Origin of the sequence: [Roseibacterium] beibuensis, assembly GCF_039542305.1 — a bacterium.
Taxonomy (GTDB): Bacteria; Pseudomonadota; Alphaproteobacteria; order Rhodobacterales; family Rhodobacteraceae; genus Roseibacterium; species Roseibacterium beibuensis.
Genome location: NZ_BAABHW010000001.1, coordinates 684,110 through 708,437, shown reverse-complemented (window position 1 = coordinate 708,437; position 24,328 = coordinate 684,110). Strand labels below are relative to the sequence as shown.

General features: G+C 66.8%; 20 protein-coding genes. 8 read left to right on the top strand and 12 right to left on the bottom strand.

Features of this window, described 5'->3' with window-relative positions; translation table 11 throughout:
* Positions 1-147: 147 nt before the first annotated feature.
* From ABD923_RS03520 to ABD923_RS03505, 4 genes are all read right to left on the bottom strand, one after another.
* Entirely contained in the window at positions 148-2,703 is a 2,556-nt protein-coding gene (locus tag ABD923_RS03520; RefSeq protein ID WP_259546651.1) for a pyruvate, phosphate dikinase, read from the bottom strand.
* A gap of 121 nt (positions 2,704-2,824) precedes the next feature.
* Positions 2,825-5,077 carry a glycine--tRNA ligase subunit beta gene (gene glyS, locus ABD923_RS03515; protein ID WP_259546652.1) on the bottom strand — a complete coding sequence of 751 codons (2,253 nt, stop codon included), beginning with the start codon at positions 5,075-5,077 and terminating at the stop codon, positions 2,825-2,827.
* An 80-nt stretch (positions 5,078-5,157) separates the two neighbouring features.
* Complete coding sequence (locus ABD923_RS03510; protein ID WP_222188301.1) at positions 5,158-5,622, bottom strand: DUF6446 family protein; 465 nt, start codon at positions 5,620-5,622, stop codon at positions 5,158-5,160.
* The gene (locus ABD923_RS03505) at positions 5,619-6,572 is read right to left on the bottom strand and encodes a glycine--tRNA ligase subunit alpha (RefSeq protein ID WP_259546653.1); all 954 of its coding nucleotides are present in this window, start codon (positions 6,570-6,572) and stop codon (positions 5,619-5,621) included. The genes ABD923_RS03510 and ABD923_RS03505 overlap by 4 nt, the downstream gene beginning before the upstream one ends.
* Positions 6,573-6,804: 232 nt before the next feature.
* On the opposite strand from ABD923_RS03505, the gene ABD923_RS03500 reads away from it, so the two are divergent.
* Positions 6,805-8,655: a serine protease gene (locus tag ABD923_RS03500; protein ID WP_259546655.1), complete on the top strand. Its 1,851-nt coding sequence runs from the start codon at positions 6,805-6,807 to the stop codon at positions 8,653-8,655.
* Positions 8,656-8,725: 70 nt separating this feature from the next.
* Here ABD923_RS03500 and msrB read toward each other — a convergent pair whose 3' ends face one another.
* From msrB to ABD923_RS03480, 4 genes are all read right to left on the bottom strand, one after another.
* Entirely contained in the window at positions 8,726-9,211 is a 486-nt protein-coding gene (gene msrB / locus ABD923_RS03495) for a peptide-methionine (R)-S-oxide reductase MsrB (RefSeq protein WP_259547427.1), read from the bottom strand.
* Between the two features lie 213 nt (positions 9,212-9,424).
* Positions 9,425-9,979: a fasciclin domain-containing protein gene (locus ABD923_RS03490; protein WP_259546657.1), complete on the bottom strand. Its 555-nt coding sequence runs from the start codon at positions 9,977-9,979 to the stop codon at positions 9,425-9,427.
* Between the two features lie 177 nt (positions 9,980-10,156).
* Complete coding sequence (locus tag ABD923_RS03485; RefSeq protein WP_259546658.1) at positions 10,157-10,924, bottom strand: anti-sigma factor; 768 nt, start codon at positions 10,922-10,924, stop codon at positions 10,157-10,159.
* The gene (locus ABD923_RS03480; protein ID WP_259546659.1) at positions 10,921-11,460 is read right to left on the bottom strand and encodes a sigma-70 family RNA polymerase sigma factor; all 540 of its coding nucleotides are present in this window, start codon (positions 11,458-11,460) and stop codon (positions 10,921-10,923) included. The genes ABD923_RS03485 and ABD923_RS03480 overlap by 4 nt, the downstream gene beginning before the upstream one ends.
* Positions 11,461-11,616: 156 nt before the next feature.
* Between ABD923_RS03480 and cobS the strand changes: the two genes are divergently transcribed.
* From cobS to ABD923_RS03450, 6 genes are all read left to right on the top strand, one after another.
* Positions 11,617-12,603 carry a cobaltochelatase subunit CobS gene (cobS, locus tag ABD923_RS03475; protein WP_222188315.1) on the top strand — a complete coding sequence of 329 codons (987 nt, stop codon included), beginning with the start codon at positions 11,617-11,619 and terminating at the stop codon, positions 12,601-12,603.
* Positions 12,604-12,664: 61 nt separating this feature from the next.
* Positions 12,665-13,114: a thermonuclease family protein gene (locus ABD923_RS03470; protein ID WP_259546660.1), complete on the top strand. Its 450-nt coding sequence runs from the start codon at positions 12,665-12,667 to the stop codon at positions 13,112-13,114.
* A gap of 75 nt (positions 13,115-13,189) precedes the next feature.
* Positions 13,190-13,684 carry a hypothetical protein gene (locus ABD923_RS03465; protein ID WP_259546661.1) on the top strand — a complete coding sequence of 165 codons (495 nt, stop codon included), beginning with the start codon at positions 13,190-13,192 and terminating at the stop codon, positions 13,682-13,684.
* 133 nt (positions 13,685-13,817) lie between these two features.
* On the top strand, positions 13,818-15,695 hold the full coding sequence (cobT, locus tag ABD923_RS03460) for a cobaltochelatase subunit CobT (RefSeq protein WP_259546662.1): 1,878 nt from the start codon (positions 13,818-13,820) through the stop codon (positions 15,693-15,695).
* Between the two features lie 149 nt (positions 15,696-15,844).
* Positions 15,845-17,644 (top strand): aminopeptidase P family protein, encoded by a 1,800-nt coding sequence (locus ABD923_RS03455; protein ID WP_259546663.1) that lies wholly within the window; start codon positions 15,845-15,847, stop codon positions 17,642-17,644.
* Positions 17,645-17,722: 78 nt separating this feature from the next.
* Positions 17,723-18,064: a DUF427 domain-containing protein gene (locus tag ABD923_RS03450; RefSeq protein ID WP_259546665.1), complete on the top strand. Its 342-nt coding sequence runs from the start codon at positions 17,723-17,725 to the stop codon at positions 18,062-18,064.
* A gap of 20 nt (positions 18,065-18,084) precedes the next feature.
* On the opposite strand, the gene ABD923_RS03445 is transcribed toward ABD923_RS03450, so the two are convergent.
* Positions 18,085-19,185, bottom strand: a complete 1,101-nt coding sequence (locus ABD923_RS03445) for a hypothetical protein (RefSeq protein ID WP_259546667.1) — start codon at positions 19,183-19,185, stop codon at positions 18,085-18,087.
* A 111-nt stretch (positions 19,186-19,296) separates the two neighbouring features.
* Entirely contained in the window at positions 19,297-20,928 is a 1,632-nt protein-coding gene (locus tag ABD923_RS03440) for a chloride channel protein (protein WP_259547428.1), read from the bottom strand.
* A gap of 222 nt (positions 20,929-21,150) precedes the next feature.
* Here ABD923_RS03440 and ABD923_RS03435 point away from each other — a divergent pair, with 222 nt between their 5' ends.
* A complete protein-coding gene (locus tag ABD923_RS03435; protein ID WP_259546669.1) occupies positions 21,151-21,624 on the top strand; it encodes an SgcJ/EcaC family oxidoreductase in 474 nt (157 codons plus the stop codon).
* On the opposite strand, the gene recN is transcribed toward ABD923_RS03435, so the two are convergent.
* Positions 21,621-23,273 (bottom strand): DNA repair protein RecN, encoded by a 1,653-nt coding sequence (gene recN, locus ABD923_RS03430; protein WP_259546670.1) that lies wholly within the window; start codon positions 23,271-23,273, stop codon positions 21,621-21,623. The two genes, ABD923_RS03435 and recN, sit on opposite strands and share 4 nt — an antisense overlap.
* Before the next feature lie 49 nt (positions 23,274-23,322).
* The gene (locus tag ABD923_RS03425; protein ID WP_222188328.1) at positions 23,323-24,225 is read right to left on the bottom strand and encodes an outer membrane protein assembly factor BamD; all 903 of its coding nucleotides are present in this window, start codon (positions 24,223-24,225) and stop codon (positions 23,323-23,325) included.
* Positions 24,226-24,328: the final 103 nt, after the last annotated feature.

Here is a 24,328-nt window from a genome sequence, read left to right as displayed (position 1 = left end):
TTCCACGGACGGCATGGCCCGTGCGCAGCCGTTGATTCGACCGTCGTCGAGTGGTGTACCGTGTTTCGCCTGCGTCACAAAATTCGCACCGAATCTAGTGATTGAAGCTGAACAGGTCACAAATAGTTGACGACACTCGTGCCGAAATCAGTCATCGGCGCCAATATCCAAATCAACGTCGTGCGGCAAATGCTTGTCAAGAATGGACAATTGTGCCGCCGCCAACTTGGCGACCGGAACCCGGAACGGGGAACAGGAGACGTAGTCGAAGCCGGCGCGCCGGCAAAAACCGATGGATTGCGGATGGCCGCCATGCTCGCCGCAGAGCGACAAGGTGACGTCCGGCCGGGCCTCGCGCCCGCGCTCTGCCCCAAGCAAAAGCAACTCGCCCACACCGTCGATATCGAGCTGGGTGAAAGGGTCTTCTGCGAACACGCCCTGGTGGACATAAGCCGACATGAAGCGGCCCGCATCGTCGCGCGACAGGCCATAGGTCATCTGGGTCAGGTCGTTCGTCCCGAAGGAGAGGAAGGCGGAGTGCTCCGCGATCTCGCCCGCGCGCAACGCGGCGCGCGGCGTTTCGACCATGACGCCAAGGCGATAGGTGAATTCCTTGCGCGTCTCCGATTTGACCGCGCTGGCCACCCCGTCGATGCGCGCCTTGACCAGTTCGACCTCGCGCCGGGCCGAGACGAGGGGGATCATGATCTCGGGCACGACCGGCGCGCCCTTGCGGGACGCGGCGATGGTGGCTTCGAAAATGGCGCGCGCCTGCATCTCGTAGATCTCGGGCACGGTGATGCCGAGGCGCACCCCTCGCATCCCCAGCATCGGGTTGAATTCCTGGAGGTTCTCGATCCGCGAGGCGACGCGGCTGGCGGGCAGGTCCAGCGCCTCGGCCAAGGCATGGATACCCTCGCGATCGCCGGGCAGGAATTCATGCAGCGGCGGGTCGAACAGGCGGATGCACACGGGCTGCCCGCGCATCAGCTCGAACAGGCCCTGGAAATCGGCACGCTGCATCGGCAGCAGGCGTTCCAGCGCGGCGGCGCGATCCTCGGGGTTCTCGGCGAAGATCATCTCGCGCATCACCGTCAGGCGACCGGCCTCGAAGAACATATGCTCGGTCCGGCACAGGCCGATCCCGTCCACGCCGAAGCGCTGCGCCATCGCGGCATCCCCGGCCGTGTCGGCATTGGCGCGGATGCCGATATCGCGTTCGGCATCGGCCCAGTCCATCAGCGTCGCAAAGGCCCCGCCAAGGGCCGGTTCGATCATCGTGGCGGCGCCCACCAGCACCTCGCCCGAGGAGCCGTCTACCGTGATGATATCGCCCTCGTGAAACACCTTTCGGCCCGGCACGGTCAGGCTTTTCTTCCGGCTGTCGATCTGAAGCTGGGTGGCCCCGGCAACACAAGGCACGCCAAGGCCCCGCGCGATCACGGCGGCATGGCTGGTCATGCCGCCCCGCTCGGTCAGGATGGCGTCGGCGGCATGCATGCCGCGAATATCTTCGGGGCTGGTTTCGCGCCGGACAAGGATGCAGGCCTCTCCCTTCGCGGCGCTGGCCTGCGCGGCGGCAGCGGTGAAACAGATGCGGCCCTGCGCAGCGCCCGGAGCCGCGGCGATGCCGGTCGTCAGCACATCGCGATGCGGGTCGGGCAGAACCTGCCGGTGGAGCATCTGGTTCAGCGTGTTCGGCGCGATGCGCGTCAGCGCCTCATGCCGCGGGATGATGCCGTCCTCGGCCAATGAGACGGCGATGGCGACCTCGGCGCGGGCCGAACGGGGCGCGCGCACGGCGTCGAGCAGCGACAGATGCCCGTCCATCAGCGTGAACTCGATCTGCATCTCCTCGCGCAGGCGGGTCCGCATCAGCAGTGCGGCCTCGCGCAGGGCGGCGACGGTCTCGGGCGCATCGTCTTCAAGCGACGGGCCGCGTTCGTCATGCTCGATATACCGGGCCTCGGATTTCGACAGGGCGGCACGGCCCTGCCCCTGCGGCAGGTAGCGGCCCGTCACCTGCGGCTCGCCCGTTTCGGACGAGACGAATTGGACGACGCCCGCCCCCGAAAGCCCCTTGCCGGGACCAAGCGCCATCTGCTGCACCACCAGCCCGAGGCCCGCATCGGCGGGCGCACCCTTGGCCTGCCGCAAAAGGCGTGCGGTCGTCCCCTCCCACGCGCGCGCCATTGATTTGAGCACCTGCGCAAGTTGCACGGTTGGGTCCTGCGGAAACTCTTCCTCCATCTCGTCCTCGAACTGGGACTTGGCGAGGCGGGGCGTCAACGGCCCTTCGAAGGCATCTTCGTCAAGGCGCAGCACATCGACGGCATAGCTGCGGATGAAATTGACATAGAAGGCGTCGGCGGCGGATTGACCGTGGATGGCGGCAAGCCGCTCGGCCTGCGCGTCGTTCATGCCGATATTCAGGATGGTGCCCGGACCGCCCCAATCGGCGGCCTCGCTGGAGGACCGGACCGAAACCAGCGTATCGGGGCCGAACAGCCCCAGCACCTGCGCGAGGTCCGGCATCCGCCCCTGGGCGATGGCGCGCACCGTGTCAAAGGGCAGCGCGACCGTGGGCGGCACCGGCAAATCCAGCCGGACCAGGCGTTGCAGGCATTTCGCGCGATTGCCGTGCCGGTCCGTGCGAATGTCGGCCGTCGGCGTGATCTCGGTGAAGTCGGGTGTGGTGAGCATCATGCTCGTCCTTTCGCGCGTGCAGCACACCATACTAGCACGAAATGACCTGTCCAGTTCAGGTGACAGGATGCGACGCCACGTTGCCTGTGGCAAAGCGGCCCGCCCGGGGCCGCCCGCCCTACCCGTCCAGCTTGTCCAGATCGGCCACCTGGCCGCAGGTTTCCACGATCTGGTGCAGCAGATTCAGGCGGTTGCGCCGGACGATCTCGTTGTCGGTATTGACCTGCACCGCCTCGAAAAACGCGTCGATCGGCGCGCGCAAACCCGCCATATGGCCCATCGCGGCGGTGAAATCCTCGGCCGCAAGCGCGGGGGCGATGGCCGCTTTCGCCTGATCGAGGGCCGCGAACAAGGCCGTTTCCTCGTCCGTCTCGGCGAATTTCGGATCGGCGCCGAAGCGGTATTCGACCCCGTCCTTTTCCTCGGCCTGCGTCAGGATATTGGCTGCGCGGCGATAGGCCTGAACGAGGTTCTCGCCATCCTCGGTCGCGATGACCTCCTGCAGGGCGCGGGCGCGGGCGACAACCAGCGTCAGGTCGTCTGCGGGCGGTTTCGACAGGCTCGCGTCGATCACGTCATGGCGCAGACCTTCGGCCCGCAAGTGCACTTTCAGCCGGTCATGGAAGAACGCCAGCAGGTCCGTGGACAGGTCCGGCACCATGTCCCCCACGGTGCGCAGGGGCGAGCCCTCTTCCAGATCAGGCCCGTTGCCAGCGGCCTTGAGACGGTCGGTCACCGCGCGGAAGGCGGCGCCGAAGACGCCCCGCTCCGCGATCTCTTCAAGGATCTCTTCCATCGTGTCGATCACGTCATCGCCGACCACGGGGCGCTCCAACGCGATCTTGTGGCGCAGAACCTGGCTGTCGATGAAGCGATCCAGCGACAGGCGACGCCCCTCACTCAGCACGATGCGAATGATCCCGAGCGCGGCGCGGCGCAGCGCGAAAGGGTCTTTCGACCCGGTCGGCTTCTCGTCGATGGCCCAGAACCCCGTCAGTGTGTCGATCTTGTCGGCCAGGGCGACGGCGACCGAAAGCGGCGAGGACGGCACATCGTCCGACGGGCCGAGCGGCTGGTAATGTTCCTCCGCCACGGCGGCGATATCGGGCGCATGGCCGGCGGCCTCGGCATAGTAGCGGCCCATGACGCCCTGCAACTCGGGGAACTCATAGACCATTTCCGAGGACAGGTCGGCCTTGGCGAGCTTGGCGGCGGTCGCGGCATCCTCGGGGTCGGCGCCCACCACCGGCGCGATTTCCCGCGCCAGCGACGCGATGCGCTGGATGCGGTCGGCCTGGCTGCCAAGACGGCGCTCGAAGGTCACGTTTTCCAGCGAGTCCATCCACTCGGTCATGCCGGACTTGGCGATGCGCAGATCGTTTTCCCAGAAGAACTTGGCATCCGACAGGCGCGCGGCCAGAACCTTCTGGTTCCCGGCAAGGATCGTCGCGCCATGATCGGCGGTCTCGCGGTTGGCGACGGTGATGAATTTCTCGATCCGGCCCGTGGACGGGTTCTTCACCGAGAAGAATTTCTGGTGCTCGCGCATGGAGGTCTGCAGAACCTCGGGCGGAAGGCCAAGGAACTCGTCCCCGATATCGCCCATCAGCACGACCGGCCATTCGACCAGCCCCGCCACCTCGGCCAGAAGCGCGCGATCCTCGACCACCTCCATGCCGGCGGCAAAGGCCATCGTGGTCGCGTCATGCCAGATCTTCTCTGCCCGTTCTTCGGGCGAGAGGATCACATGCGCCTTGGCCAGCTTGGCCGCGTAGTCGTCGTAAGAATTCACGGTAAAGCGGCCGGGCGCCATGAAGCGGTGCCCCTCGGTCGTATTGCCGGCCTCGATGCCATCAATGTCGAAGGCGACGGTGCTGGAGCCGTTCTCGTCTGACAAAACGCAGAGGATGGAATGCAGCGGGCGCACCCACCGCAAGGAGCCCGCCCCCCAACGCATCGACTTGGGCCAGGGGAAGGTGCGGACGGTCCGGGTGACGACCTCGGCCACGATCTCGGCGGCGGGGCGGCCCTGGGTTTCGATGGTGGCAAACCAGAAGCTGCCCTTCTTTTCCTCGCGCGCCTCAAGCTGGTCCTTGCTGAGGCCGGTCGACCGCAGGAACCCCTCCAGCGCCTTTTCGGGCGCGTCGGTGCGGGGGCCGCGCCGTTCCTCGCGCATGGTCGGGGACTCGGCGCTCAGCCCTTCCAGCGCCAGAACCAGCCGCCGCGGGGTCGAGAAGGCCCCTGCCCCGGCATAGGTCAGACCCGCCTCGACCAGCCCGTCGGTGACGAGGCGCTTGAGGTCTTCCGCCGCGCGCGCCTGCATGCGGGCGGGGATTTCCTCGGAAAAGAGTTCCAGCAGAAGGTCGGGCATCGGATTGGTCCTGAAGCTCGGGTCGGGTTGGTCGGTCTATCGCGCGAAGGGCGCGCGGGGGCAACCGGGTTCGGTGAGGGTCATTCCAGCGTGCCGTTCAACTGGTGCCACGCAAAGCCACGCCCATCGGGGAAAAGCGCGATCACGCGGTCCACGCCGGTCGCGATGTTGCGTACCCCGAGGATCGCGGTCGCCTCGTCGCGGTCGAGCGCCAGCGCGATGGTTTCGGCGTCGTAGCACTCGAACCAGCCGGGCGCGACGAGCGGCTCGGGCGTGTCATAGGCCATGCCCGCTTCGATCAGCGGGGCGACCTCTGACGGGTCAAGCGCGAAACAGGCGCGGTAGCGCAGCGGCGAGGTGCTGGCGTCGATCCCCTCGAACGCCAGCAGGGGCCGCTCCATCGGTGTTCCGTCCGGCGCGCTGAAGGTGATGTCGGGCGTATCCACCGGGCCATACCAAGCCTGGGTCTGGGCGTACCAAAGGCCCACACCGGCCGCGATGGCCGTTGCGACCAACGCAAGGACGACCCATTTGCCCGCCGTCATGCCGCGCTGTCCGCCGGGCGGAACCCGCCCGCCGCGGTCGCCACGAAGGCATCAGCGCAGAGTTTCGCCAGCGCGCGGACACGCCCGATATAGGCCTGCCTCTCGGTCACCGAGATCACGCCGCGCGCATCCAGCAGGTTGAAGATATGGCTGGCCTTGATGCACTGGTCATACGCCGGATGCGCCAGCACGATACGCTTGCCCGTTTTCGGATCGTCATGGGGCTCGTTCAGGATGCGCTGGCACTCGGCTTCGGCGTCCTCGAAATGCCGGAACAGGACCGCTGTCTCGGCCACATCGAAATTGAAGCGCGAGTATTCTTCCTCGGTCTGGCGGAACACGTCGCCATAGCTCAGCGGGATCGGCGCATCGGGGTCGTTGAAGGGCATGTCCATGACATGGTCGATGCCAAGCACGTACATGGCCAGACGCTCCAGCCCGTAGGTCAGTTCGCCCGAGACCGGATGGCAGTCATGGCCGCCAACCTGCTGGAAATAGGTGAACTGGCTGACTTCCATGCCGTCGCACCAGACCTCCCACCCGAGGCCCCAGGCCCCCAGCGTCGGGCTTTCCCAGTCATCCTCGACGAACCGAACGTCATGCATGGCAAGGTCGATGCCGATGGCTTCGAGGCTGCCGAGATAGAGCGCCTGCAAATCGGGCGGGCTGGGTTTGATGAGCACCTGGTACTGGTAGTAGTGCTGCAACCGGTTCGGGTTCTCGCCGTAGCGCCCGTCGGTCGGGCGGCGCGAGGGCTGGACATAGGCGGCGGCCCAAGGCCTGGAGCCAAGGCTGCGCAGCGTTGTCGCCGGGTGAAAGGTGCCCGCGCCGACCTCCATGTCGTAGGGCTGCATGATGGCGCAGCCCTGGCTGGCCCAGTAGGTCTGCAGCCGCAGGATGATCTCCTGGAAACTGCGGGGCGCGTCGGCTTTGGTCGTGGCGGCGGACATGGCGTCGATCCCGTGGCGTCTGTTGGGGTTCGGCGCCTTCCTATGCGCGCGGCACCAAAGGGTCAATCAGGGTGCACCGCCTTGCAGGGCGGATGCGCCACACCGCATGGCCCGAAAACGTGCTTCTTCACTGGCGTAAGGGGCAGACCCTCTGCTAACGTCCGCCGGGAACGTGCGGAGATTTTACACCGCGCCATACACAAAGCCTCGAAACGACAGGGTTTTTGAAACGATGTTGACGACTTTTCTCCGGGGCATTCTCGCCCTGACGCTGGTCTTGGGCCTTGGCGTATCGCTGGCCGGACCGGCCAGCGCACAGGACCCCGATCAGCGGGTCTGGATCCAGATCGAAAGCTACCCGGATCTTGCCACGACCGAACAGCGCACGCGCGCCTATGCGCAGCTTCTGGAGGATGTGAACGGCTTCCGCGCCGGCGCGCGCTTCTACGCCATTGCGCTTGGTCCCTACGCGCGCGCCGAGGCGGTTACGCTTCTGGGCCAGCTTCGCGCACAGGGCCTGATCCCCGGTGACAGTTTCCTGCAGGACGGACAGGCCTTCACCGAGCAGTTCTTCCCGGTGGGTGTGAACACCCTGGCCGGGGATAGTGTCGTGACCACCGAAGGTGTCGTCGCCTCGGCCGAGGATGCGTCCGAGGAATTGGCGGAAGAGGTCGTGGACGCGGTCGCCGAGGAGGTCGCGGAAGAGGTCGTCGAAGAGGTGACGCCGCCCGAACCTGCCTCCCTGCCCGAGGAAACCGTTGCCGAGGCGCGCCAGAGCGAAGCCCAGCTCACCCGCGAACAGCGCGACGCGCTGCAGATCGCCCTTCAGTATTACGGATTTTACCGCGGTGGCATCGACGGGGCGTTCGGCCCCGGCACCCGGGCCGCCATGTCTGCCTGGCAGCAATCGCGCGGCTATGAGCCGACGGGCATCCTGACCACGCGGCAGCGGGCCGAGTTGCTGAACCAACGCGCCGAAGAACTGGCAAGGCTTGGCATCACCACCGTGCGGGACGACGGCGCTGGCATCGAAATCGATCTGCCCCTCGGCATGGTCGAATTCTCGGAATACAACTTCCCCTTCGCGCAGTATGACAGCATCAACGACAGCGGATTGCAGGTGCTGCTGATCAGCCAGCCGGGCGACCGCGCCACGCTTTTCGGCCTCTACGAGATCATGCAGACGCTTGAAATCGTGCCGATGCAGGGCGAGCGGGAACGCCAGGGCGACCGCTTCCTGCTGACGGGTCAGTCGGCCACCCTGCGCAGCCATACCGAGGCGCGCGTCGTGGGCGGGGCCGTCAAGGGCTTCACCCTGATCTGGGGCCCCGAGCGGGACGAGGATGTCGAGCAGATCCTGCCCATCATGCAGGAGACGATCAGCTATTTCGACGGCGCGCTCGATCCGGCCTTCGTGCCGGAGGGTGCAGGCCAGGATATCGACCTTGTCTCCGGGTTCGAAGTGCGCCGCCCCGAGGTTTTGCGGACGGGGTTCTTCATCGACAGCCGCGGCACGGTGCTGACCACGACCGAGGCCGTGACCGGACCCACCGGGCAATGTTCCCGCGTGCTGATCGACAATGCCTACGAGGCCGACATCGCCTATCGCGACGACGCCCTCGGGATCGCGGTTCTGCGCCCCCGCACGGCGCTGGCCCCGCTGGACTATGCGCGGATGGCGGAAACGCCGGGCCGCGTGCGCGGTGAAATCGCCGTCGCAGGCTTTCCGTTCAACGGTGCCCTGTCGGCCGCGTCGACCAGCTTTGGTTCGATCTCGGCCCTGTCCGGCGTGAATGGCGAGACCACCGTGCAGCGGCTGGACGTGGAAACCGCCGATAGCGAAGCGGGCGCCCCGGTCATCGACGCCTCGGGTGCGGTTCTGGGCATGGTGCTGCCCGGCATGCTGGATGGCCGCGCCCTGCCCGGCGAGGTGACGCTGGCGCTGCGCGGCGATCAGCTGTTGCCGATCCTGCAGCAGGCCGGTGTCGCGCCGCAGATCGCCACGCCCGCCGGGATGATGAACCGCGAGAACCTGTCGCGCCTGGGCGCAGATATCGCGGTTCGGGTAAGCTGCTGGAACTGACGCTGGCGCGACACGAGACTAAAAAAGGCCGGGCAGAACGCCCGGCCTTTTTCGGTGCAGCCGTTGCCGCTCAGGCGGGCTGAAACCGCAGCGCCACGCCGTTGATGCAATGGCGCATCCCGGTCGGTTCGGGCCCATCCTCGAAGATATGGCCGAGGTGACTGCCGCAGCGAGCGCAATGACATTCGGTGCGCACCATCAGCAGGAAGGACCGGTCCTCCATCGTGCCGATGGCGTCGGGCAGCGCCTCGTAGAAGCTGGGCCAGCCCGTGCCGCTGTCGAACTTGGTTTCCGAGGAATAGAGCGGCAGGTCGCAGCCCCGGCAATGGAAAAGTCCGTCGCGGGTTTCATCGTTCAGGGGGCTGGTATAGGCGCGCTCGGTCCCGGCCTCGCGCAGGACGGCGTATTCCGCATCACTCAGCATCGCGCGCCATTCTGCCTCGGTGCGCGTGATCTCGAACGGCCCCTCGGCAAGGGCGGCTTGCGCATGGCGGGTGCTGAACGGCGTTGCGGCCAGGGCCGCTCCCACCGCGCCCATCAGGCTGCGTCTGGATATCATGGCGATCTCCTTTCGCTTGTTATGTGGGGAAGATACCCCTTGTTTCAAAGGGCGGCGGCCGAGGCGATGGCACCGGGAGGGGCCCCATGGGTCTAAGGACCCGGCACCACCACGTTGGGGACAAACACGCGCGGACTGGACCCGCGCCTCGGCCGTCGTCCAGCCCGGGGGCAATCCGGGCCGGATCGGGCTGTGTCTTGCGCGGCGCGCTTACGCGTCGGGCAGAAGCACCGTGTCGATGACGTGGATCACGCCATTGGACTGATCGACATCGGCCTGCGTGACGGTGGCCATGCGGCCCTGCTCGTCCTCGATCATGATCTGGCCGCCCTGCATCCGCGCGGTGAAGGTACAGCCGCCGACCGTGTCGATCGGGTGTGCACCGCCGTCATCGGCGATCATACCCGCGATCGCCGAGGAAAAGGCCTCGGCCGCCACCACGTGACAGGTCAGGATCTCGGTCAGGCGGTCCCGGTTGCCGGGCTCCAACAGGGCTTCGACCGAGCCTGCGGGCAAGGCGGCAAAGGCGTCATTCGTCGGCGCGAACACGGTAAAGGGACCGTCGCCGGCCAGCGTATCGACAAGGTCCGCGGTCTGGACGGCGGTGATCAGCGTGGTGTGATCGGCCGAGTTCACGGCATTCTCGACAATATTCATGTTGGGATACATCGGCGCGCCGCCCACCATGGGCACGGACTGGGCCAAGGCAGTGCCGCCAAGAATGACGGCGGTGGCGGTGGCTGCAAGCGTCTTGGGGGTGAACATATGGTTGTCCTCTCTGTTGCTTTGGTCACCGGGGCGTTTCCTTGTCCCGGAGATATGAGCAGCCACGAGAGGGGAGGCGCGGGAGTTTCAGATGGGTCAGAAAAAATCCTCAGACCCTTGGCCGGGCCGGGATTGGCGGTTTCCGATGAGGCAAGGCAGGGCCGCTTGACCGTATAATCAGAGAGGCACGAGCGTGCCGAGGGCGAGGATTGCCCCGGTCGGCAGCCCCGTGGGCGACCCGCCGGGCGGCTCATCCGAGATCGCGACGGAGGCGCCCGCTTCGAAAAGCCGTGCCGTCTCCCCGTCCGGGGTCAGAGTGGTGATCTGGTCTTCGGCCAGAAGGCCAAGCGAGATGGGCGCGTCCTGCCCCTCCACGATCAGCCACAGTTGCTGTTCGCGGCCCGGTGTCGGCGCGCCCGCCACGCGATTGACCCGCAAAGTCCCATCGGGTTCCCGCGTGAGGGCCAGTCCAAGGCCGGAATCCTCAACGGGGATCAGGTGCGTCATCAGGATCGTGCCGGGCGGGATGCCCTCGGCGGGTGCCTCAGGGTCCGGGCCCGGCTCGGGCGGCTGGATCACCGGCAGAATGGCCACCCCAACGGCGACCGCCGCGACGACGGTGCTCACACCGGACAAGGCGCGCCAGAACCCGACACGCTGCCAGAGCGTGGGCCGTGACGCGGCGCTTTCCTCGCCAAAGAGTCTGCGCTCGACGGCGGCCTTCACATGATCGGGCGGCGAGATGGCGTCGACCTCGACCTCGGCAATGCCGGCGAACTGCGCCTGCCATCTTTCGACCGCGCGCCGCATGGACAGGTCGTCGAGCATGCGCTGCTCGACGATCCGCGCCTCGCCGGGTGCGAGCAGCCCGAGGGCGTACTCCGCGGCGAGCGCGTCATCGTCGGGGCCCAGCCCCCCGCCCATCATGTCGGGACGGTCGCTCATCTCGACAGGCACTCCTTCAACTGTTGCAGGCTGCGGCGCAGCCAGGTTCGCATCGTATTGAGCGGCACCGCGTGGCGCTCGGCCAGATCGGCGTAACTCATGCCGTCCAGATAGGCCCCGCGCACGGCTGCGGCGCGGTCCGCCTTCAATTCGTCCATGCAGGCCACCACCCGCCGCGCCTCACCCGCCGCAACCGCTTTCGCCTCGGGTCCTGGGGCGGCATCGGCAAGCGGCAGGGCATCGTCGATCTCGGTCGAGGGCTTGCGCGCCCTCAGCCGGTCGATGGCCCGGTTGCGCGCCAGCGTGATCAGCCATGTCATCGGGCTGTGCCCTGTCACCTGGTAGCGATCCGCCTTTTGCCAGATCAGGACATACACCTCTTGCAGAACCTCTTCGGCCTCGGCCCTTACCTTGAGAACACGAAGGCAGGTGCCGAAAAGTTTCGCGGACGTGGCATCATAAAGCGCGGAAAAGGCCGCACGATCCCCAAGGGCCACCCGTGCGATCAGGGCTTCCAGTTCTGCGCGTGCATCCATGGGTCAAGCAGATCACGGCATGGCTATAATGGAAAGCCCCGGCAGCGCGGAAACCGCGTCAGGCGAGACGAAAGCGCCCCTTCCCCTTGCAGCCTCCCGCGATATGTTGCACCACCAGCGGGTTCGATCCCTTTCCAGATAATTCCCGAGGACGACATGGCCGATGGCAGCTTGAGCATGGATGCAAAACCGACCGAAGAAATCTCGGTCCGGGAGGTGTTCGGGATCGACACCGACATGAAGGTGAAGGGCTTTGCCGAAGCCACCGACCGCGTGCCCGACCTCGACTCGACCTACAAGTTCGACCCCGACACGACGCTGGCGATCCTCGCGGGCTTTGCCCATAACCGCCGCGTGATGATCCAGGGCTATCACGGCACCGGCAAATCGACCCATATCGAACAGGTCGCCGCGCGCCTGAACTGGCCCGCCGTGCGCGTGAACCTCGACAGCCACATCAGCCGGATCGACCTGATCGGCAAGGACGCGATCAAGCTGCGCGACGGCAAGCAGGTGACCGAGTTCCACGAGGGCATCCTGCCCTGGGCGCTGCGCAACCCCGTCGCCATCGTGTTCGACGAATACGATGCGGGCCGCGCCGACGTGATGTTCGTGATCCAGCGTGTTCTGGAGCATGACGGCAAGCTGACCCTGCTCGACCAGAACGAGATCATCACGCCGCACCCGTATTTCCGCCTGTTCGCGACAGCCAACACGGTGGGCCTGGGCGACACGACCGGCCTGTATCATGGCACGCAGCAGATCAACCAGGCGCAGATGGACCGCTGGTCGCTGGTGGCCACGCTGAACTACCTCAGCCATGATGCGGAAACCGCGATCGTTCTGTCCAAGAACCCGCATTACAACACCGAGAAGGGACGCCGCACGGTCAGCCAGATGGTGACCGTGGCCGACCTGACGCGCACGGCCTTCATGAATGGCGAGTTGTCGACCGTGATGAGCCCGCGGACGGTGATCACATGGGCCCAGAACGCCGAGATCTTCCGCGACGTGGGCTATGCGTTCCGCGTGTCCTTCCTCAACAAGTGCGACGAGCTTGAACGCCAGACCGTGGCCGAGTTCTACCAGCGTTGCTTTGACGAGGAACTGCCGGAAAGCGCCGCCTCGATGAGCCTCGGCTGATCCGGCGCGCGGTCCGGCTGGGACGGCTGGCCAACCGTTAACGATCTGTTAAGAAACGGGCATGAGTGGTTCTCTTGCCCGTTTTCTTTTTGCCGGTTCGGTTGCTGTCGTGCTGGCAGCCGCCTCCTGCACACCAGGCCTGCCACCCGCACCCGAACAGGGCGACGCGTGCCGCGTGACCAACGTGGTCGATGGCGACACGGTGGATATGACCTGTGCGACAGAAGGCCGGTTTCGCGCCCGCCTGACCGGGTATGACACGCCCGAAAGCTATCAGCCCGGATGCCGGGAAGAGGCGGAGCTTGCCCGGCGCGCGACCGACCGGTTGCGTCAGCTTGTGCGCAATGCCGCGCGCGTCGACGCGCGACTGGGCGGGATCGACCGCTACGACCGCCGCCTCGTGCAGCTGCGTCTCGACGGGGTGGATGTCGGGCGCACCCTGATCGCCGAGGGGTTGGCGGTGCGCTACAGCGGCGGGTCCCGCATCGACTGGTGCGCGCGACTGACCTGACCGCGTTGGGTGGTGTTTCGTGGCGGGCCTGCTAGGCTGGGGTCCACGACCGACCCGACCTTCGAAGGACTTTGCATGCCTCTCCCCCCGATCCGCGCGGCGCTCTGCGCGCTCTGCCTTGCCTTGCCCGCCACCGCGCAAGAGATGAGCGAAGCCCCGGCCGCCCCCGAAGGTTTCGACGAAGCGATGGGGGCCGCCTTGGCCGCGGCGGGGGCCGGCGAGACGTTGGTGCAATGCACCGCGCTGTTCCGCGCCTTTCGCCTTTACGCCGGAGAGCAGACCGAGGTCGGGCGGATGGCCGCCGAGCGCGAAACCGACATGGCCGTGTTCTCGGTCCTCGTCTGGCAGGATGAGACCGGCTCCGAAGATATGGAGGCCGCCTTCGAAGTCGTGGTGCCGTGGGTCGACGCGGCGACGGAGTTGTATCTCGACCGGATGACGGCGAACCAGGCCGAAGGCGGCACGGTGTTCGACGCGAACCTCGAAGGCAATCTCGGGTTCTGCAACGCGTTGCGCGACCGGCTGGCCGGCGATGCGCCTGCGGACGAGGAACCGGACGGCGATCAATGAGACAGGGCACAGACCCTCGCGGCCTGACATCCCTGGCTTGCTGCTCGCCCCCCTCCGAAATACGCCGCTGACGGCGAGGAATAGCGCGCGAGCCACCTTGCCCTCGGCCCATTCGCGGTCCACATTCCACGCCATGGCGAAACCGACCTCAGACAACCCCGCAGAGCCGTTCAAGAAGGCCCTGGCCGAAGCCACCCGCGTGATGGCCGACGACCCGGATCTGGCCGTCAGCTACACCGTCGATCCGCCGGGTCTGACGAATGACAGCGTGCGGCTGCCCCAGATCAGCCGCCGCATGACCCGCGACGAGGTTCTGCTGGCGCGTGGCACCGCGGATGCCTTGGCCCTGCGCCACCGCTATCACGATGCGGGAACGGCCGCGCGCTACGCGCCCTCCGGGGCGATGGCCCGCGACCTGATGGACGCGATGGAAACCGCCCGCTGCGAGGCGATGGGCGCGCGCGACATGCCCGGCACCGCCAAGAATATCGACGCCAAGATCGGACACGAGGCCCGCCGCAAGGGCTATGGCGAGGTGCGCGAAGCCGCCGAAGCGCCGCTGGCCACCGCTGCGGGCTACCTGATCCGGCATCTTGCCACCGGGCGCGACCTGCCGCCCGAGGCCGCCAACGTGATGGAGCTGTGGCGCGGCTTCATCGAGGATCGCTGCGACGACCGCCTTGGCGATCTGTCCGAGGTGCTGTCCGACCAGACCGCCTTCGCCAAGTTCGCGCGCCAGATGATCCAGGACCTCGGCTACGGCGACCAGTTGGGCGAAGACCCGGACGATCTGGACGACGAGAGCGAGGAAGAGGCCGGGGACGAGTCGGAAGAGGATCAGCCCGACTCCACCGGCGAAGACGACAGCCAGGAAGACGACGCCGAGGCCAGCCCGGAACGCAGCCAGGACGAACAGCAGGATGCCAGCCAGGCCCAGGTCGAGATGGACGACCAGGGCGACATGGACGAGGCGGAAGAACAGGAACTGCCCGAAGGCGAAGCCCCGCTGGAGCCGCCCCCGCCGCAGCCCCATTCCGACGCGGACCCCGATTACAAGGTCTACACAACCGAGCATGACGAGGAGATCGAGGCCAGCGAATTGGCCGAGCCGCAGGAACTGGAACGCCTGCGCGCCTATCTCGACCAGCAACTCGACCCGCTGAAAGGCGCGGTCAGTCGCCTCGCCAACAAGCTGCAGCGCCGCTTGCAGGCGCAACAGAACCGCAGTTGGGATTTTGACCGCGAGGAAGGCATTCTCGATGCCGGACGCCTGGCCCGCGTGGTGGCCAACCCGACGACGCCGCTCAGCTTCAAGGTCGAGCAGGACACCGAGTTCCGCGACACGGTGGTGACGCTGCTTCTGGACAATTCCGGCTCGATGCGCGGGCGGCCGATCTCCATCGCCGCGATCTGCGCCGATGTGCTGGCCCGCACGCTGGAACGTTGCGGCGTGAAGGTCGAGATCCTCGGCTTCACCACCCGCGCCTGGAAAGGCGGCAAGTCGCGCGAGGAATGGCTGGCCGAGGGGCGGCCGCAGCAACCCGGACGTCTGAACGACCTGCGCCACATCATCTACAAGCCCGCCGATGCGCCCTGGCGGCGGGTGCGCGACAATCTTGGCCTGATGATGAAAGAGGGTCTGCTGAAGGAAAACATCGACGGCGAGGCGCTGGAATGGGCGCATCGGCGGATGCTGAACCGGCCCGAGGCGCGCAAGATCCTGATGGTGATCTCGGACGGGGCGCCGGTGGATGACAGCACCCTCAGCGTGAACCCGGCGAACTACCTCGAGAAGCACCTGCGCGACGTGATCGCCATGGTAGAAAAGCGCCGTGCCGTGGAACTGCTGGCGATCGGGATCGGCCATGACGTTACGCGCTATTACGAGCGCGCGGTGACGATCACCGATGCCGAACAGCTGGCCGGCGCGATCACCGAGCAACTGGCCTCGCTGTTTGACAGCGACCCGCGGGCGCGCGCCCGCGTGATGGGCATGAAACGGGCAAGTTGACGTTCGCGACCGGGGGCGCCCGTCGCACGAGACCGCTCGACAAGGGGCATCGAGCCCCTTGCCGAGCGCGCGCGGTCCGCGCGTGCATATTTCTGGGATAAAGATGGGGTGGGACAGCGCCCTCCTGTCTGGTGCGGGGAAAGGTGGCAATGTTTCAGGAGTTTTCAGCGACAACGCGGCCCGAGGACGGGCCGAAGCGGCTGGCACGGTTGCGCGCGCATCTTGCGCAGGATGGAGTGACCGGCTGCCTTGTGCCGCGCGCGGATCGACACCAGGGGGAATATGTCGCCGCCTGTGATGAACGCCTGTCTTGGCTGACCGGGTTCACCGGGTCGGCCGGGTTCTGCGCGGTTCTGCCCGACGTCGCCGGTGTGTTCGTCGACGGGCGCTACCGGGTGCAGGTGAAAGCGCAGGTGGACACGGGCGCCTTCACGCCGGTCGACTGGCCCGAGACCAAGCTGGAAGATTGGCTGCTCGACCATGTGCCGGGGGGCGGCGTGATCGGCTATGACCCGTGGCTGCACAGCTCTTCGGAGATCGACCGGTTGGAGGTGGCCCTGGCGAAACGGAAGATCAGCCTGCGCCCCATCGCGAACCCGGTCGATGCGATCTGGACCGACCGCCCTGCCCCACCGACCGAACCGGCGCGCGGCTACCCGGTGGAGTATGCCGGGAAGACCTCGGGCGAGAAGCGCGGGGAGATCGCGGCGCTTCTGCGGGAAGAGGGCCAGCGCGCTGCGGTTCTGACCCTGCCGGACTCCATCGCGTGGCTCTTGAACATCCGTGGCGGTGACCTGCCGCATCTGCCGGTCACGCAGGCCTTCGCGATCATCGAAGACGACGCCCGTGTGACACTGTTCACCGATCCGGCGAAACTCAAAGGGCTGGGGCCGGACCCGGCGATCACGGTCCTCGGCTGGGAGGCATTCGACGCGGCCTTGGCCAACCTCGCGGGACCCGTGCGCGTGGACCCGGCGACCGCGCCGGTGCGGGTGGCGCAGGTGCTGGAGGAGGCCGGCGTCGAGATCGCGAAAGCGGCCGATCCCTGCCTCTTGCCCAAGGCGAAAAAGACGCCGGCCGAGATCAGGGCCACGACCGAGGCGCATTTGCGCGACGGCGCGGCAGTGGCGCGGTTCCTGCATTGGTTCGATACCGAGGCGCCCAAGGGCAACCTGACCGAGATCGATTGCGTGCGGTCGCTGGAAGCCTTCCGCGCCGAGACGGGCGCGTTGAAGGATATCAGCTTCGACACCATCGCAGGGGCCGGCGCGCATGGCGCCATCGTGCATTACCGCGTGACCGAAGAAACCAATGCGCGGGTCCTTCCGGGTCAGTTGTTCCTGATCGACAGCGGCGGCCAATACGAGGACGGGACCACCGACATCACCCGCACCCTGCCCGTGGGCGAGGTGGGCGACGAGGAGAAGACAGCCTTCACCCAGGTGTTGCAGGGCATGATCGCCATCCATCGGGCGCGCTTTCCCAAGGGTGTGACAGGCGGGCACCTGGACGCGCTTGCCCGCGCGCCGCTCTGGGCCGCGGGCCGCGATTTCGACCATGGCACGGGGCATGGTGTCGGTGTCTACCTCGGCGTCCATGAAGGGCCACAACGGCTTAGCCGCGTGTCGACGCTGCCGCTGGAGCCCGGGATGATCCTGTCGAACGAACCGGGATACTATCGCGAGGGGACCTTTGGCATCCGGATCGAGAACCTCGTCGTCGTGACCGAGGCCGACACACCGCCGGGCGGCGATGCGCATCGCGCGCTGCTTGCCTTCGAGACGCTGACCTGGGCCCCGATCGACCGGCGCCTTGTCGTGGCCGACATGCTGTCGCCGGCCGAACGCGATTGGCTCAACAGCTATCATGAGGGCGTTGCGCGGCGGATCGGGCCGCGCCTGGATGGGGCGGCGGCCGATTGGCTGGGGCAGGCAACCGCGCCGGTTTGACACGCCCCTGTCACAGAACATGGGCAAAGCCGGGGGTGGAGGCTATAAGCAACGTCGACGACAGTGGAGGGGACCGTGATGGGCGAGCATATCAAGATCAGGAACGCGACGGGCAAATGGGTTGTCCGTGCAGGCGGTGCCGTCGTGGCGGAGTCCTCGGACGCCAAGGAACTGACCGAGGGTGACATGCCCGCGGTGATCTATTTCCCCCGCGCCGACGTCGGCATGGCGTTTCTGGAGAAAACCGACTCGACCACGCGCTGCCCTTTCAAGGGCCAGGCAAGCTATTACACGGTGTCCACGGCAGCCGGTGACATCCCCGATGCGGCCTGGAGCTACGAGGACCCGATCGACCGCGTGGCAGATATCCGGGATCACATCGCCTTCTACAGCGACAAGGTAACGGTCGAGCAGCTGTAATGGCGCCGGCCGCGTGCCGCTTATTGCGACAGCAGGAAACCGAGACGCCCGCCCTCAAGCGCCGAAACCAGCGTGTCATAGGCGCCATTCGTGGCCGCTCCATCCTCGCCCCAGCCGCCATTCAGCGCGATCGTCACGGTCGGCTGCGCACCGGGGCTGAGGGTGATGCTCGGGGCCTCGGCGACACGTCCGGCATGAAGGATCGGCCAGGCCTCGGCCAGGCGCGTATCCAGCCCGTCGAGCTCCGTACCTGGCGCGAACAGCAAGACGAGCGCCGCGCCTTCGTTCTCGCGCGCGGCCGCGTCGCTGAGCAACAGGCCTTCGAGCGCCGCCGCGTCCGCATTGGCAATCGGAAGCGTGCCGCCGTTTCGAAGCCAGATGCGCACCGAGGCCGCAACGCCGAGGCTGCCCGCCCGTGCGAGGCCAGACAGCAGCGCCTCGACGTCGGGCATGGCGGCAAGGCTTGCCCCGGAGGGTGCCATGGCCGCGTCCAGCGTCGGCCAGCCGGTGGCCCAGAGCATCCGGTCATCGTAGATGGCGAAACGGGTCGAAAGCCCCCTGTCCCCGCCAAACGGGTTGGCCGGATCGACGCGCGCCTCGGCGGCCTCGTAATCGGCATCCCCGCGCCACATGATGGTGACGCCCCGCCGCTCGCCCATCTCGAACCCGTTGCCGAAGAGGTTGCCGCGCAGGCGCATGGAACTGTCGGGATGGATCTCCATCCCCCCGAGGCGGATGTCACCGGACGCGACCTCGAATGTCGTGATCCAGTCCGACGGGTTCATGCCGCTGGCCTCGCGCACCTCGTCGTCGGTGAATTCTTGCCAGACCCGCATTTGCAGGGGCGAGGCGCTGCGGATCGCCGAGAACAGGTTCGGCGTATTGGGATTGACGCCGATCTGCGCGCCGCGCACCGCGGGCCAGCGCACGGCGTCGCCATTGCCCACACCGATCACGATGGACTCCGACGCGCCCGATAGCGCCGCTTGCGGGATCCGCGACAGCGTGCTGCGGGCGAGCTCCGCCCCGCCCTGCGCCTGGACCGGCGCGGATGACAGGAACAGCACCAGCGTTGCAAACAGTGCCGCGGCATATGCGGCCAGACGCCCCCGAATTCCCATGGCGCAAGCATGGCCGCGCCCAGGGGCGGCTGGCAAGCCTTTCGAACGGTTGGCTTAAAGAAACAACGCGTTGCCCAACCAGGATCTGCGAGATGCCGGAAACCGGGGGGCTTAGCTGTGTTCCTCGGCCGCCGTCGCCGCCAACGCGCGGTTATAGGCCTTGAGCGCATCGACATGGAACAACGCACCTTCCAGCGCGGGCGGGCCATCCCCCGGGGCAAGCTGGACAACGGGCACGTAATCGAGGCCGGTATTCTCGAAGATCGGCAGGGCACGTTCCAGCGTTGCGTTGGTGTCGGTATAGATCCCCTGCTCGACCAGCGTCAGGAGCTTTTCCTGCGGGGCGCTGTTTTCATGGTCCATGGGACGCATCACCTTGCCCACCCGGAACATCGCCAGAAGGTAGGCCTGCGGCCCGGCGGCAAGGTGGATGTTGCGCCGCTCCAGCTGCGTCAGGAAGAAGGACCGGTGCACCAGCCGCGAGGCGATGGCCGTCGAAAGGGACACCGCCACCATCACCGCAAGGCCCGTCTGCCAGTCGCCGGTCAGTTCGAACACGATCAGCGTGGTGGAGATCGGCGCGCCGAGCACGGCCGCGGCGACCGCGCCCATGCCCGCCAGCGCATAGAGCGTCTGCGACCCGGATACGTCGGGAAAGATGGCCGTCGCGATCAGGCCGAAGGCCAGCCCCGACAACGCCCCCAGCATCAACGAGGGCGAGAACACCCCGCCCCCCATCCGACCGGCGATGGTGATGGTCGCGGCCAGGGCCTTGAGCGCGGCGAAGATGATCGCCTCGTAGAGCAACAACTCTCCCGTCAGCGCCGCCGAGGTCGTCTCGTATCCCACGCCGATGATATGCGGAAAGAAGATCGCCAGCGCGCCCAAGAGCAACCCCGCCACCGCCGGGCGCAGCCAGCGCGGCAGACCGGTCTTGCGTTGCAGGTGGTTGGCGACATCCTCCGCCCAGAAGGTGCCGCGCATGAAGGCGACCGCGATCAGGCCCGACACCAGCCCGAGGATCAGGAAGGCGGGCAGCTCGACATAGAATTGCAGCGCTTCGTCCGGCCGGAGGCTGAACTCGGTCACATCGCCGAATTCCAGCCGGTTGATGACCGTCCCGGCGACCGAGGCGATGACGATGGGGGCAAAGGAATGCACCGCGAAATGCCGCAGAACGACCTCGAGCGCGAAAAGCGCGCCCGCGATGGGGGCGTTGAAACTGGCCGAGACGGCCGCGGCGACGGCACAGCCCAACAGGTCGCGCCCGGTGACGCCATCCGCCTTGATCCAGTCCGAGACACGGCTTGAGATGACGGCGGCAAGGTGGACAACCGGCCCCTCCCGGCCCGACGACCCGCCTGATCCGAGCGTGATCATCGAGGCCAGCGCCGAGACAAGGCCCGCCCGCTGCTCCACCCGCCCATTGTCGAGCGCCGCGCCCTCGATCACGTCCGCGACCGATCGGACCCGCGCGTCCGGCGTGAAATAGTGCAGCAAGAAGCCCACGATCAGCCCGCCACAAACCGGGATCAGCAGGATCAGGTACCACGGCAGGCTTTCCGCGAAACTGTGCAGCAGGCGCACGTCTTCGACCCCGTAAAGGGTATGCTGCAGCGCATTGATCCCCATACGGAAGAACAGGGCGGCGAACCCGGCCGCGATACCGATCACCAGCGCGATGAACCAGAACTGGACCTGGCTCGGCCCTCGCTGCAACAGAACGCGCCAGCCGTTGCGCAGGGCTGCGGCAGCATCACGGGCCTGCGTCTGCAGGAAACCCTTGCTCTGGGGCGGTTGGGTCACCGCGCTATCCCTTTCATGGGGAGGATCGGGTCGTTCGCCCTGTCACGCTGCCGCCTCCCGCACCCGGCACCGTCAGGTCAACTTGACGTGTAGCTTGCCAAAAAGACGAAGGAAAGGCGGCGCTTGCCTTGGAAAGGGCCGCGGTCCATCTGTGTCGGCATGGACACTGGATTTGAAGATGCAGAGGCCGTGGCAGATGCTTTCGTGATGCGCCTCGTCGCGGCGTGGCATGCCCGCGATGGCCAGGCCTTGGCCGATCTGTTCGCGCCGGACGCCGATTTCGTCAATGTCGTCGGCATCTGGTGGGAAGACCGCGGCGCCATCGCCCGCGCGCATCAATATGCGCTCGACAGTTTCTTTGCCGACACACGGCTTGCGCCCGGACGGCGCAAGCTGCGCCCGCTCGGGCCGCATCACCTGCTGCTGCATCAGCGCGTCCGGTTGAGCGGGCAACGCGCGCCGGACGGGTCCGAGGCGGGTGCGCGCAGCACCATCTTCAGCTTCGTTCTTGAACGTCGCGGGGCGGATTGGCTGGCCGTTTCGGCGCAGAACACGGATGTCGTGCCGGGGGCGGAAACCCATGTCAGCGACGGCAGCGGCCTGACGGCGCAGGATTATCGCAGGTCTCGTTAAGCCCCTGACAACAACGCGCGCGCCGCCTCCCGCGCGGCGTCGGTAATCGTGTCCCCTGCCAGCATCCGCGCCACCTCGTCGATGCGGTCCTCCGGGGCCAGCGGCACGACCCGGCTGGTGGTCACGCCGCCCTCGACATCCTTGGCCACCCGCCAGTGATGCGCGCCAAGCGCGGCCACCTGCGGCGAGTGGGTGACGACCAGAACCTGCCCGCCCTCGGCCAGGGCCGCGAGCCTGCGGCCCACCGCATCGGCGGTCGCGCCGCCGACCCCACGGTCGATCTCGTCGAAGATCATCGTCAGGCCACTGTCGTCATGGGTCAGGCAGACCTTGAGCGCCAGGAGAAAGCGCGACAACTCCCCGCCCGACGCGATGCGGTTGAGCGGCCCGGCCGGCGCGCCGGGATTGGTGGCCACCGTGAAGGTGACCGCGTCGGTGCCGGTGGGGCCCGGATCGGCCGGTACGACCTCGGTGGTGAAGACCGCGCGTTCCATCTTCAATGGTCCAAGTTCGCGGGCCATCGCCGCGTCCAACCGACCGGCAGCCTCGACGCGCGCCTCGGTCAGGCGGGCGGCGGCGGCGGCAAAGGTGGCCTCGGCCTCCTGCAAAGTCTTGGCGAGAGACGAGATTTCCTCGGCACCACCATCGAGCTGGCCTAGGCGGGTGCGCAAATCATCGGCAAGACCCGAGAGGTCGTCGGCCATCACCCCATGTTTGCGCGACAGGCCGCGCAGCGCGAAGAGCCGTTCTTCGGCTTCCTCCAGCTCCGCCGGATTGAACACCAACTGGTCGGCGAAGGTCTCGACCGCCGATTGCGCCTCGGACAGTTCCACCGTCGCGCGTTCCAATGCAGCAAGGGCCGCATCCAACCCACCCTCCGCCCGATCCGTCACGCCTTCCAGCCAACGGCGCGCATCCGAGAGCATCCCCTCGGCCCCCTCCAGCCCGAGCGCGGCCCCGGCACGGGCGACATCCTCGCGCATCTTCTCGGCCGCCTGCATCAGGCGCCGCCGCTGGTCGAGTTCCCCCTCCTCGCCCGGCTGCGGGTCGAGCTTGTCCAACTCGGCCACGGCGTGGCGCAGGTAATCTTCCTCGGATTTCATCTCGGCCAGCCGGGCGTCCGCCTCGGCCAAGGCGCGGGACGCCTTGCTTCGCGCGCTCCAAGCCTCTGCCACCTCGGCCTTCAGCGCCCGCAAACCGCCGAATTCGTCCAGCATCGCGCGGTGGTTCTTGGGGTCGAGCAGGCCCTTGTCATCCTGCTGCCCGTGCAATTCCACCAGCACATCCGACAGTTGCCGCAGCACTTCCCCCGAGGCACGGCGATCATTGACCCAGGCGGTCTTGCGCCCCTCCGGCGTGTTGACCCGGCGCAGGATCAACTCGTCGCTGACCGGCAGACCGGCCTCTTCCAGCACGGCGCGGGCCGGGTGGCCTTCCGTGATCTGGAACTCTGCCACCACTTCGCCCTGTGCCGCCCCGGCACGGACCAGATCGGCCCGCCCGCGCCAGCCCAGCACAAAGCCCAACGCATCCAGCAGGATCGACTTGCCCGCGCCCGTTTCGCCCGTCAGCACGTTGAGACCCGGCTGAAACGCAAGTTCCAGCCGGTCGATGATCAGCATGTCACGGATGTCGAGATGCCTCAGCATGGGCGCACCATCCAGCCAAGCGGGGGCAAGCGCAAGCCTGCCCCGCGACTTACAGCCAGTCGCCCCGCACGGTCTGATCCCAGATCTCGCGCAGCCAGCTTTCGCCCGCGGCCTCGTCCGTCAGGCCCTGCCCCGTCAACTGACGGAAGGCGTCGTCATAGAAAGGCGAGCCGCGGAAGTTGTAGCCAAGGATGGCACCCGCGGTCTGGGCCTCGTCCGTCAGGCCAAGCGCAAGGTAGGCTTCAACCAGGCGCAAGAGCGCTTCGGGCGTATGGCTGGTGGTCTGGAATTCCTCGACCACGACACGGAAGCGGTTGATCGCGCTCGTGTAATGCTGGCGGCGGAGGTAGTAGCGCCCAACTTCCATCTCGCTTGCGGCCAACTGGTCAAAGGCCAGATCAAAGCGCAGCACGGCATCCTGAACGTATTCGCTATCCGGGTAGCGTTCGATGACGTTGCGCAGTTCCTGCAAGGCCAGGTAGGTGATCCCCTGATCGTTGCCGATCTGGTCCATCTGGTCATAGTAGCTCAAGGCCATGAGGTATTGCGCGTAAGCCGCATCCTCTTCGGCGGGGTAGAAATCGAGGTAGCGCTGCGCCGCGAGGCGCGCATTCTCATAATCCTCGTCCTGGTGATAGGCGAAGGCCGCCATGATCAGGCCGCGCTTGGCCCATTCCGAATAGGGATGCAGGCGCTCGACCTCGGCAAAGAGGACCGCCGCGTCATCGGGGTTGCCGGATTCCAATTCAAACTCGGCCTGCTCGAAGATGGATTGGGCATCCATTTCTTCCAGCGGGACCGTGGCGTTGCGCGAGGCGAAGAGGCCACCGCCGCCGCCACCGAACAGGCCACCGCCATCGCCGCCGCCGCAGGCCGCAACCGCCGCAACAACGGCAACCAGCGCCGCGCGCCGCGCCGCTTGTGTCAGGATGGAAGGCTCTCTCAGCAGCATCCGCGCATTCCCCAAGGTCGTAACGTCCGTTTCGCGCCCGCGTCCGAGCGCTGTCGGATTGCGTCTAGCACATTCCTTTTAGGGGCAAAACGCTTGAAATCGT

Excerpts from the sequence above, each read along its gene's own strand:
- ABD923_RS03520 (WP_259546651.1), bottom strand. The coding sequence starts at position 2,703 with ATGCTCACCACACCCGACTTCACCGAGATCACGCCGACGGCCGACATT.
- glyS (WP_259546652.1), bottom strand. The coding sequence starts at position 5,077 with ATGCCCGACCTTCTGCTGGAACTCTTTTCCGAGGAAATCCCCGCCCGC.
- ABD923_RS03510 (WP_222188301.1), bottom strand. The coding sequence starts at position 5,622 with ATGACGGCGGGCAAATGGGTCGTCCTTGCGTTGGTCGCAACGGCCATC.
- ABD923_RS03505 (WP_259546653.1), bottom strand. The coding sequence starts at position 6,572 with ATGTCCGCCGCCACGACCAAAGCCGACGCGCCCCGCAGTTTCCAGGAG.
- ABD923_RS03500 (WP_259546655.1), top strand. The coding sequence starts at position 6,805 with ATGTTGACGACTTTTCTCCGGGGCATTCTCGCCCTGACGCTGGTCTTG.
- ABD923_RS03490 (WP_259546657.1), bottom strand. The coding sequence starts at position 9,979 with ATGTTCACCCCCAAGACGCTTGCAGCCACCGCCACCGCCGTCATTCTT.
- ABD923_RS03485 (WP_259546658.1), bottom strand. The coding sequence starts at position 10,924 with ATGAGCGACCGTCCCGACATGATGGGCGGGGGGCTGGGCCCCGACGAT.
- ABD923_RS03480 (WP_259546659.1), bottom strand. The coding sequence starts at position 11,460 with ATGGATGCACGCGCAGAACTGGAAGCCCTGATCGCACGGGTGGCCCTT.
- cobS (WP_222188315.1), top strand. The coding sequence starts at position 11,617 with ATGGCCGATGGCAGCTTGAGCATGGATGCAAAACCGACCGAAGAAATC.
- ABD923_RS03470 (WP_259546660.1), top strand. The coding sequence starts at position 12,665 with ATGAGTGGTTCTCTTGCCCGTTTTCTTTTTGCCGGTTCGGTTGCTGTC.
- ABD923_RS03465 (WP_259546661.1), top strand. The coding sequence starts at position 13,190 with ATGCCTCTCCCCCCGATCCGCGCGGCGCTCTGCGCGCTCTGCCTTGCC.
- cobT (WP_259546662.1), top strand. The coding sequence starts at position 13,818 with ATGGCGAAACCGACCTCAGACAACCCCGCAGAGCCGTTCAAGAAGGCC.
- ABD923_RS03455 (WP_259546663.1), top strand. The coding sequence starts at position 15,845 with ATGTTTCAGGAGTTTTCAGCGACAACGCGGCCCGAGGACGGGCCGAAG.
- ABD923_RS03450 (WP_259546665.1), top strand. The coding sequence starts at position 17,723 with ATGGGCGAGCATATCAAGATCAGGAACGCGACGGGCAAATGGGTTGTC.
- ABD923_RS03445 (WP_259546667.1), bottom strand. The coding sequence starts at position 19,185 with ATGGGAATTCGGGGGCGTCTGGCCGCATATGCCGCGGCACTGTTTGCA.
- ABD923_RS03435 (WP_259546669.1), top strand. The coding sequence starts at position 21,151 with ATGGACACTGGATTTGAAGATGCAGAGGCCGTGGCAGATGCTTTCGTG.
- recN (WP_259546670.1), bottom strand. The coding sequence starts at position 23,273 with ATGCTGAGGCATCTCGACATCCGTGACATGCTGATCATCGACCGGCTG.
- ABD923_RS03425 (WP_222188328.1), bottom strand. The coding sequence starts at position 24,225 with ATGCTGCTGAGAGAGCCTTCCATCCTGACACAAGCGGCGCGGCGCGCG.